This is a genomic window from Mesorhizobium waitakense (genome assembly GCF_056431085.1).
Map to the genome: position 1 here is coordinate 1 of NZ_JBWKME010000109.1, position 8,667 is coordinate 8,667.

The 8,667-nt window shown below is 63.9% G+C and carries 12 protein-coding genes; 9 read left to right on the plus strand and 3 right to left on the minus strand.

Annotated elements, in window-relative coordinates:
• The first annotated feature begins 285 nt into the window (after positions 1-285).
• On the plus strand, positions 286-894 hold the full coding sequence (locus AC07FD_RS24035) for a glutathione S-transferase family protein (RefSeq protein WP_478351866.1): 609 nt from the start codon (positions 286-288) through the stop codon (positions 892-894).
• A gap of 231 nt (positions 895-1,125) precedes the next feature.
• Here AC07FD_RS24035 and AC07FD_RS24040 read toward each other — a convergent pair whose 3' ends face one another.
• Positions 1,126-1,338, minus strand: a complete 213-nt coding sequence (locus AC07FD_RS24040; RefSeq protein ID WP_010910991.1) for a cold-shock protein — start codon at positions 1,336-1,338, stop codon at positions 1,126-1,128.
• Positions 1,339-1,624: 286 nt separating this feature from the next.
• Here AC07FD_RS24040 and AC07FD_RS24045 point away from each other — a divergent pair, with 286 nt between their 5' ends.
• Complete coding sequence (locus AC07FD_RS24045) at positions 1,625-1,954, plus strand: hypothetical protein (RefSeq protein ID WP_478351867.1); 330 nt, start codon at positions 1,625-1,627, stop codon at positions 1,952-1,954.
• A gap of 63 nt (positions 1,955-2,017) precedes the next feature.
• Here AC07FD_RS24045 and AC07FD_RS24050 read toward each other — a convergent pair whose 3' ends face one another.
• Complete coding sequence (locus AC07FD_RS24050) at positions 2,018-2,587, minus strand: methylated-DNA--[protein]-cysteine S-methyltransferase (RefSeq protein WP_478351868.1); 570 nt, start codon at positions 2,585-2,587, stop codon at positions 2,018-2,020.
• A 181-nt stretch (positions 2,588-2,768) separates the two neighbouring features.
• Here AC07FD_RS24050 and AC07FD_RS24055 point away from each other — a divergent pair, with 181 nt between their 5' ends.
• Together AC07FD_RS24055 and AC07FD_RS24060 are read left to right on the plus strand one after the other, a co-directional pair.
• Positions 2,769-3,701 (plus strand): transglycosylase SLT domain-containing protein, encoded by a 933-nt coding sequence (locus AC07FD_RS24055; protein WP_478351869.1) that lies wholly within the window; start codon positions 2,769-2,771, stop codon positions 3,699-3,701.
• 5 nt (positions 3,702-3,706) lie between these two features.
• Positions 3,707-4,195 carry a GNAT family N-acetyltransferase gene (locus AC07FD_RS24060; protein ID WP_478351870.1) on the plus strand — a complete coding sequence of 163 codons (489 nt, stop codon included), beginning with the start codon at positions 3,707-3,709 and terminating at the stop codon, positions 4,193-4,195.
• A gap of 9 nt (positions 4,196-4,204) precedes the next feature.
• On the opposite strand, the gene AC07FD_RS24065 is transcribed toward AC07FD_RS24060, so the two are convergent.
• The gene (locus AC07FD_RS24065; RefSeq protein ID WP_478351871.1) at positions 4,205-4,549 is read right to left on the minus strand and encodes a hypothetical protein; all 345 of its coding nucleotides are present in this window, start codon (positions 4,547-4,549) and stop codon (positions 4,205-4,207) included.
• A gap of 179 nt (positions 4,550-4,728) precedes the next feature.
• Between AC07FD_RS24065 and AC07FD_RS24070 the strand changes: the two genes are divergently transcribed.
• The 5 genes from AC07FD_RS24070 to AC07FD_RS24090 all read left to right on the plus strand — a co-directional run bounded on the left by AC07FD_RS24070 (position 4,729) and on the right by AC07FD_RS24090 (position 8,574).
• Positions 4,729-5,472, plus strand: coding sequence for a DUF899 family protein (locus AC07FD_RS24070; RefSeq protein ID WP_478351872.1), 744 nt, complete (start codon positions 4,729-4,731; stop codon positions 5,470-5,472).
• Positions 5,473-5,735: 263 nt separating this feature from the next.
• Positions 5,736-6,200 carry a cupin domain-containing protein gene (locus AC07FD_RS24075; protein WP_478351873.1) on the plus strand — a complete coding sequence of 155 codons (465 nt, stop codon included), beginning with the start codon at positions 5,736-5,738 and terminating at the stop codon, positions 6,198-6,200.
• Between the two features lie 74 nt (positions 6,201-6,274).
• Entirely contained in the window at positions 6,275-6,667 is a 393-nt protein-coding gene (locus AC07FD_RS24080; protein ID WP_478351874.1) for a RidA family protein, read from the plus strand.
• Positions 6,668-6,750: 83 nt separating this feature from the next.
• On the plus strand, positions 6,751-7,143 hold the full coding sequence (locus tag AC07FD_RS24085) for a RidA family protein (RefSeq protein WP_027044169.1): 393 nt from the start codon (positions 6,751-6,753) through the stop codon (positions 7,141-7,143).
• Between the two features lie 255 nt (positions 7,144-7,398).
• Positions 7,399-8,574 carry an FAD-dependent monooxygenase gene (locus AC07FD_RS24090; RefSeq protein WP_478351875.1) on the plus strand — a complete coding sequence of 392 codons (1,176 nt, stop codon included), beginning with the start codon at positions 7,399-7,401 and terminating at the stop codon, positions 8,572-8,574.
• Positions 8,575-8,667 lie beyond the last annotated feature (93 nt).

Here is an 8,667-nt window from a genome sequence, read left to right on the forward strand (position 1 = left end):
CTGTAACCCATGTATCCGGTTCAAAGTGTTACCCATCTATCGGCTGGACAGCGGCAGCCAGATGAGGGGCAGCGCCGACTTTTCGCGGTAGAGGGCTCAGTTCCAAAGAGGAAATCCTGAATGCGTCGCGCTGCCCCTCATCGCCCTGCCGGGCACTTCCCCCGTAAACGGGGAGAAGGACGCTTTCATCAGCGGTGCTGATGGTCGTGCCAAAACAAATCATTGGTTGAGGACGTCGCCGCTGCGATAATCGCGCCGGCAGAGGCAGCGCACCGGGGAACTGCAATGATATTCTACGGCATGATCGACAGCGGCAATTGCTACAAGCCGCGCCTGCTGATGGCCAAGCTTGGCCTCGCCTTTACCAATGTCGAGGTGAGTTCGCATACGGGCGAGACGCGAAAAGCGGACTATGTCGCCAAGAACCCGAACGCCATGGTGCCGCTGCTCGAGCTCGACGACGGCCGCCGGCTGGCCGAATCCAACGCCATCCTGCTCTATCTCGCCGAGGGCACGCGTTTCCTGCCGGCGGACAGGTACGAACGGGGACTGGCCTATCAATGGCTGTTCTTCGAGCAATACAGCCACGAGCCCTATATTGCCGTGCGCAAGGCGCTGCTGACCTTTCCAGAACGCGCCCGGGATGCGACACCGGAGCGGCTAGCGGTGACGCTGGAGCGTGGCAACAAGGCGCTCGGCGTGATGAACAAACATCTGGAAACCAACGCGTTCTTCGCTGGCGGCGCCTACAGCGTCGCCGACATCGCGCTCTATGCCTATACGCATACGGCAGAGCAGGGCGGCTTCCAGCTTGATGCCTATCCAGCGGTGACAGACTGGCTTGGCCGGGTGGAAGCGGATCCAGGACATGTGCCGATGGACTGGGTGGGGTGAGCAACGTCGCCAATTGTCGGTGCCTGAACCCCAGACAAACAAAAAGGCGGGATAAATCCCGCCTTCCCATTTTCGGTAGCCTGATCGGGAGCGTCCGGTCCGGGCTGGCAGCTATCTGCTGATCCAGTCTGTCGGGTCTTTCCGCTCCGGCGCGCTTCTCGCGCGACTGTCAGTACATCCGTGACTTGCCGCGCGCCCCGAGCTCTCGCCCGGCGCGCGCCATTCGCAAAATCAGGCTGCCTTGCTCAGAGATCCAGCGGACGACTTGCCAGTGCGGCGGTCCTGCTCGATCTCGAAGTTGATCTTCTGGCCTTCGACCAGGGTCGACAGTCCAGCACGCTCGACAGCGGAGATGTGGACGAATACGTCCGCGCCGCCCGCGTCAGGCTGGATGAAGCCGAAGCCCTTGGTGGCGTTGAACCACTTGACCGTTCCAGTTGCCATTTAGATAGTCCTTCACATTTGCTTTAGATTGACCGGACCGAAGTCCAGCCGGTGTGCATCGAGATTTTGGAGATAGACGTCAGCAAACGCGATTATCGCGAGGCCCGGATCGATCGGCCGAAATATCAATGGAACGCATATAGGCTGCTTTCGCACGAAAAACAAGACTGCGTGAGAAGGCCGTGATCAGGATGCCGCCCAATGGCCGCCCCAATCGCGTGAGAGCGTCGCAACAGGATCGGGCCCCGGCGGTGTTCAATCCGGGAGGAGCTTGGGGGAGAGGACCATGAAAACCATTCTGCTTGCCGCCTGCCTGACGCTGGTGGCCGCCGAGGCGCAGGCGATCTCACGCTATGACCCAACGCGTATGAGCTGCGGGCGTGTCCAGTCGACGATCGCGCGGCACGGCGCCGTCATCCTGCGTTACCAGTCGACGCGGGTGCCGGGCCTGCCGCTCTATGACCGCTATGTCCAGAGCGAGCAGTTCTGCACCATGGGCGAGGTGAGGACACGTGCCTACGTGCCGAGCGCCGACACGAAGTTCTGTCCGGTCTATACCTGCAAGCGGCCGGACTATGATCGGCATTTCCGCCGGCGCTTCTTCCACAACGACTAGGGCAATTCCGGGAAAGCGCGTAGCGCTTTGCCTAGGGAAATTGCGTCAAGACCGAGAGATGGTTCAGAACCCGAAGGAAACCTGCGCTGGTGGCGGCGGGCCGACGCGCACGCCTTCCATGGCCAGCATCTTCTCCTTGGTGTTCGAGCCACCGGGTGCCGAGAAGCCGCCGATCTTGCCGCCGGCGGCAAGGATGCGATGGCAGGGAATGACCAGCGGCACCGGATTGGCGCCAAGGGCAGCACCGGTTTCGCGCGGCAGACCGCCATGGCCGGCGCGTTTGGCCAGTTCGCCATAGGTGGTGGTTTCGCCATAGCCGAGCTTTCGCGTCGCGCCGTAGATGGCAAGGCGGAAGTCGTCGATGCCGTCGAGATCGACCGGTACGCCGGTGAAGTCGACATCCTCGCCGGCCGCATAGGCCTTGATCGAGGCGATCAGGTCGACGACCCATGGCGGCTGGGCGGTGGAGGCGGAAACGCCGGCATGGCGCATCAGCCGCCGCTCCACCGCCTCGCGGCTGCGTTCAGGCAGGCAGAGCCGGATCAGGCCCTTTTCGCTCCAGGCGATGCCCATGAAGCCGATCACTGTTTCTAACACTGCGTGGCCGGCTGTGATCGAAGATGTCGTTTCCATGATGCGTTCCTTTCCGCAAAGTGGCGAAATCCGGCATTCGTCCCGGTACATATCCAGAACAATATGGCATCCCGGCCAGAGTCTCGCCACCCGAAAACCACCTGAGGGCCCCGATTGCCGGTCGTGAATCGCTGGTGTAAGGAATTTCTTAATAACCCGACAAATCGGACCCGAGCGCGGCTTGCCAGCAAAACACACTCTTATCGCGATCGGCGTGATCCTGGCTGCCGCCGGCATCAGCGGTTGCACGTCGACCTCGCAGATGAAACCCGCGCCTGCCCTGACCGAAACCGCGACTGCCGCCGGTGCTGACGCCGGCTTCACGATACCGCTGCCGGAGACGGTTTCGGTGCTGCCGGAATCATCGGGAATCGCGCCCGTTCAGACGGCTGAATCGACGTCCGGCCCAGCCACGCCGGCACCCGATGCCGCCGTCCAGCCTGCTGCCGCGACCGCCGCCTTTGCCGGCTCGACCCCGGCAGCGCCGGCGGTACCCGCCATCATGACCGCCAATGCCTGGCAAGCGCCGCCGCCGGCGACCGCAGGCGAGACCGTCAAGACGGCCGAGACCTATACGACCGCAGGGCTCGTCATGCCCGCGACCGCCAAGGGCGACCGGAAGGTCGTGCCAGGCGTCCAGCAGGTCGCCTATATGGTGCCGCAGAACCCGGCTGCCCTCGTGCAGTTCCCGATGGCACCCGCGGAAGAAGAACACGCGCCGGGCGTGCGTGGCGACGTCGAGCGGCTGATCGAGAAATACGCCGCCCTCTACCAGGTGCCGGTCGATCTGGTTCGCCATGTCGTCAACCGCGAGAGCACCTTCAACCCGAAAGCCTACAACAATGGCCATTGGGGGCTGATGCAGATCAAGCACGCGACGGCGCGCGGCATGGGCTATGACGGCCCGGCCAAAGGCCTGTTCGACGCCGAGACCAATTTGAAATACGCGGTCAAATATCTGCGTGGCGCCTGGCTGGTGTCCGGCGGTAACGCCAAGCGGGCCGACTGGCTCTACCAGACCGGCTACTATTTCGACGCCAAGCGCAAGGGCCTGCTCGACGCGACCGGGCTTGGCCGCGACCGCCAGCGCAGCCGCTTGCAGCCCGACGCCTGAGCGCGATGCCTGAACCGCGCCCGCCGGCTCTGAACGATATCCGGCTGCGCAAGATCCTCGACGAGACGCTGGTTCCCGCGCTCTGGCCGGAAGGCTTTGTGATGCGCTGCTTCGAGCCCGGTGATGCGCCGGCCCTGCATGCGCTCCTGACCGAAGTGTTCGACGACGGTGCCGATGGCCCGTTTGACGAGTGGTGGCCGCGTATATCAGGCGATCCCGAATTCGACCCGGCGCTGTGTTTCCTCGTCATCGACGCCAAGGGCCGGCTGGCGGCGGCCGCGCTGTGTTGGACGCGCGCCTTCGTCAAGGACCTCGCGGTCCATCCCGAGGCGCGCGGCAAGGGCATTGCCGAAGCGCTGATGTGGCACGCCTTCGCCACCTTTCGCGCACGCGGTGCGGACTATGTCGACCTGAAGACCAACACTGAAGAGAACGCCGCCGCAGTGCGCCTCTACGATCGGCTCGGCATGTTCGAGGTCGATTGGTACAGCTGAGCGGGGCGCTCAGATGTCCGGCGCGTTGCCGATCTTCCGTTTGAGGTCCAGCGCCCAGGCGCGGCCCTCGTCGCCGCCCCACAGCAGCCAGGCGATGTAGCCGGCCGACGGGTTTTGCTCGTTGCCGTAGTTCCTGCCGCGCTTGTCGACCTCGTGGCGGGCGAAATAGCTGACCATGCGGCGGATGGTGGAGGGCGCGAGTTTTTCCCGGTTCTTCAGTTCGGTGGCGCGGGCCACGCCGATCTCGGTGCCGCCACGGCCGAATTCGCCGCGCAGGCGCAGCGCCTTGGCGGCATTGTCGGCCACCACTTGCGGGCAGCGCAGGTCGATCTCGTCGTCATCGTCGTCGTGCATTTTGTCCCCCGGACTGCTGGCTTATCCTGTGGGGAGAATGCTGGGAAGAGAGCGAGGTTCCGCTGCGAGAAAGTCGTTTCGGCCATTCGCAAAAATGTCGGAGCCGATCGCCGCCAAACGTCCTTGGGTCGCATAGCAACCGCGCCGGGACGCCGGCGCCGCGACCGAAGGAGCCGATCATGATCACCTTTCCCAACGAATCCGCCAAATACCGCACCGCCCGCGAAAAACTGCTGCAGAAGGAAATCGGGCTGCGCCGCGCCATGGAAGAGGTTGCGGTTGCACGGCGCGCGCTGCCGCCCGGTGGGCTGGTGCCGCAGGATTATGTGTTCGACGCGCTGGGACCGGACGGCAAGCCCGGGAAGGTAAAATTGTCGGAGCTGTTCGCGCCCGGCAAGGATTCGCTCATCGTCTACAACATGATGTTTCCCCGTCACCCGCAGGAGAAGCGCGACGTGGCGACAAGCGGCGGCACCGCGAAGCTCGCGCGGCCGGACCAGCCATGCCCGTCCTGCACGGCGCTGCTCGACCAGTTCGACGGCGCGGTCGGTCATCTCGATGCCGCCGGCTTCAACTTCGCCGTGGTGGCGAAAACCGCGCTCGAAAACCTGGTCACGCTCGGCCGCGACCGAGGCTGGCGCAACATGCGGCTGGTGTCTTCGGCCAACAACAGCTTCAAGCGCGACTACAATGCCGAGGCGGCCGACGGCGCACAGTCGCCGCTGCTGTCGGTGTTCCATCGCGACGCCGACGGCATTCGCCATTTCTGGAGTTCCGAACTGGATTTCGCGCCAACGGACCCAGGCCAGGATCCGCGTGGCGTCGGCACCTGCGAGCCGCTGTGGAACCTGATGGATTTCACGCCCGAGGGCCGGCCGAACTGGAACGAGCAACTGCAATATGGCGAGGCGTGCTGTCACTGAGGGGGGCTTGCCTTCTGGAAAATCAGCGCTCTACGGCGCCCCCCTCTGTCCTGCCGGACATCTCCCCCACAAGGAGGGAGATTGGCAGTTGTGCGGCCGGCTTTTTTTCAACGAAAATTGGCGAAAGCAGGCGCGACATCCGATCTCCCCCCTCGTGGGGGAGATGTCCGGCAGGACAGAGGGGGGCGCCGTAGAGCACCACGGAAGGCGCTTCATTGCTCGGCGATAAACTACAATGTCGGCACAAACCGGGAGAGCATTCCATGCCCAAGATCGACCTGTCAGCCGTGCCCGTCCGCAAAGGCTCCGGCTACCCCGCGCCTTTCGATCAACCCTGCGCCGACCGCACGCGGCGGCGGCTGGGCGATGCGGGCGGGCTCGCTGATTTCGGCGTCAATTTGATGACCTTGCCGCCCGGCGGCTGGTCCAGCCAGCGCCACTGGCACAGCCATGAGGACGAGTTCGTCACCGTGCTGGAAGGCGAACTGACGCTGGTCGAGGACGGCGGCGAGACGCTGCTCAAGGCAGGCGACTGCGCGACCTTTGCCAAGAACAGCGGCAACGGCCATCACCTGATCAACCGGTCGTCCACCACGGCGCTCTATCTGGAGGTCGGCTCGCGCGACCCGGACGACGTCATCACATGCTCCGACATCGACATGATGAGCCCTAGCTCCGACGGGCGTTTCCTGCACAAGGATGGCATGCCCTATCCGGGGCAGGGGTAGCTCTGGACCATGCATCCGCGCTGGCGTTCACCGTGCGGCGCGATAAGCTCCCGGCAAACCCAGGGAGGATTGCCGTGAAGAAAGAAATCATCGAAGTGCCGGTGCTGTCGGCAGCCGTGCGTGCCTTGGGCTTGCCGCTGTCGCTGGTGACCAAGGCCGGCGGACTGGTCTTCGTGTCCGGCACGCCGCCGCTCGATATCTCGACCGGCAGACTGGTCAAGGGCGACATCGAAGCCCAGACCGAAGCGTCGCTGAAGGCGCTGAAACATTGCCTGGAAGCGGCCGGCACCTCGCTCGACAACGTGGTGATGGTGCGCATCTACGCCGTCAATTCCGGCTTCTACAACGCCATCAACCGCGTCTATGCCAGGCATTTTCCCGAGAACCCGCCGTCGCGGACCTTCGTGCCGGTGGCGTCATGGCCGATGGAGTTCGATATCGAGATCGAATGTGTGGCGGTGGGTTGAGCCGAGCGGCTCTGGACCATGCGTCCGCGCTGGCGTTCGCCGGGTGGCGCGATAAGCTCCCGGCAAACCCAGGGAGGATTGCCGTGAAGAAGGAAGTCATCGAGGTGCCGGTCATGTCGGCCAAGGTGCGGGCGCTTGGCCTGCCCTGTTCGACAGCGGTGAGGGCCAACGGCTTCGTGTTCATCTCGGCGACGCCGCCGGTGGACATGGTGACCGGCGAGATGGTGCGCGGCGACATCGAAACGCAGACCGAGGCGTCGCTGAAAGCGCTGAAACATTGCCTGGAAGCGGCCGGCACCTCGCTGGACAATGTGGTGATGGTGCGCATCTACGCCGTCAATTCCGGCTTCTACAACGCCATCAACCGGGTCTATGCGAAGTATTTTTCGACCAACCCGCCGGCGCGCAGCTTCGTGCCTGTGGCGTCATGGCCGATGGAGTTTGACATCGAGATTGAGTGTGTGGCTGTGGCTTGAGCGGCGCAGCGATTTGGAGTCCGACACCGCCTTCTGTCCGCCCATGGTGTTGAAGACGATCAGCACCTGACGATTGCGGATGGCGTCTTCGATGTTGGGGCGGCTTTCCAGCACCTTGTTCTCGGCGACGACGCACCCCTTACAACATGATCGCCGTTTGCCTGCGCTGTGCGCCGGCGCTAGGCTGCCAATATTCATGGGCGGCCGCGGTGGCGGCACGCGCCAAGGGCTGACAATGCTTGACGAGCCGGAGCAATGAGCACGAGCCCGCTACGTGTGGCGGTCATTGGCGGCGGCATCGGCGGCGCCGCCGCTGCTGCCGCCCTGCTTCAACGTGGCATGGACGTCCGTCTCTACGAGCAGGCTACGGCCCTGGCCGAGGTCGGCGTCGGCGTCGTGATCCAACCGAACGGTGTCCGGATGCTTCGGCGGCTCGGCCTCGGTGACGAGCTGATCCGCTCGGGGGCCAGATGGATCGACCCACAGTTTCGTCGCGCCGATGGATCCTATGCGGCGGCGATGTGGCCCCCCGCGCTTGCCAGCCAAATCGAGTTCTACGGCATGCACCGCGCCGATTTGCTGGCAATGTTCGTCGATCGGCTACCTGCCGATAGTGTGAAGACCGGCCACAGATGTATCGGCTTCGAACAGGACGATGAGCAGGCCGTCATCACTTTCGCCAATGGTTTGCGCACCACGGCCGACGTCGTGATCGCGGCTGACGGTATCCATTCTACCCTTCAGCAGTTCGTAGTTGCCCCGTCCGCCCCGCTCTATTCGGGATCGGTCGCCTATCGAGGGGTGATCCCGGCGGCTGGTGTCTCGTGGCCGCCGGGAGCGATGCGCAACTGGCTTGGTGCAGGCAAGCATTTTCTCGTCTATCCGGTGCGCGCCGGCCTGCTCATCAACTACGTCGGCTTTGTGACGACTGACGAGCCGATGAAGGAGTCATGGTCGGCACGGGGCGATCCCTCCGCCCTTGCCCGGGAGTTCGCCGGCTGGGACCCCATGGTTGAGACGGTCATTGCCCAACTGAAAACGACGTTTCGGTGGGGCCTGTTCGATCGTGAGCCTCTCGCAACCTGGACTCGCGGACGCCTGACCCTGCTGGGCGACGCCGCCCACCCAATGCTGCCGCATTTGGGACAAGGAGCCAATCAGGCCATCGAAGACGCAGTTGCCTTGGCGACCGTGCTGAGCCACGCGGACCGCAAGTCCGCCCCACGGGCGCTGCTGATTTACGAGCAGCTGCGGCGCGAGCGGACTGCTGGCGTCCAGCGCATGGCGCGCGTGAATGGTGCTCGCTATGACGCATCCAGCGGCGACTTGCATAACCGCGACCGCAAGCTTGACGCTCAGCCGCAGGAACGCGCCTGGGTCTGGAATTACGACGCCGATGCCGAAGCCGAGGCCGTCGCCACTTCGCTTTAAGGGCTGTTGATATTCATCTGGAGCTTATGATGGCGGCGGCGAGGTGAATGAACGCGGCAAAGCTCTTGTCGGTTTTGTCGGCACGCATGGCGA

What these genes read in the sequence shown, in the direction of transcription:
- AC07FD_RS24075 (WP_478351873.1), top strand. Translation starts at nt 5,736, where the DNA reads ATGCCCAAGATCGACCTGTCAGCCGTGCCCGTCCGCAAAGGCTCCGGC.
- AC07FD_RS24050 (WP_478351868.1), bottom strand. Translation starts at nt 2,587, where the DNA reads ATGGAAACGACATCTTCGATCACAGCCGGCCACGCAGTGTTAGAAACA.
- AC07FD_RS24040 (WP_010910991.1), bottom strand. Translation starts at nt 1,338, where the DNA reads ATGGCAACTGGAACGGTCAAGTGGTTCAACGCCACCAAGGGCTTCGGC.
- AC07FD_RS24090 (WP_478351875.1), top strand. Translation starts at nt 7,399, where the DNA reads ATGAGCACGAGCCCGCTACGTGTGGCGGTCATTGGCGGCGGCATCGGC.
- AC07FD_RS24045 (WP_478351867.1), top strand. Translation starts at nt 1,625, where the DNA reads ATGAAAACCATTCTGCTTGCCGCCTGCCTGACGCTGGTGGCCGCCGAG.
- AC07FD_RS24065 (WP_478351871.1), bottom strand. Translation starts at nt 4,549, where the DNA reads ATGCACGACGACGATGACGACGAGATCGACCTGCGCTGCCCGCAAGTG.
- AC07FD_RS24035 (WP_478351866.1), top strand. Translation starts at nt 286, where the DNA reads ATGATATTCTACGGCATGATCGACAGCGGCAATTGCTACAAGCCGCGC.
- AC07FD_RS24070 (WP_478351872.1), top strand. Translation starts at nt 4,729, where the DNA reads ATGATCACCTTTCCCAACGAATCCGCCAAATACCGCACCGCCCGCGAA.
- AC07FD_RS24060 (WP_478351870.1), top strand. Translation starts at nt 3,707, where the DNA reads ATGCCTGAACCGCGCCCGCCGGCTCTGAACGATATCCGGCTGCGCAAG.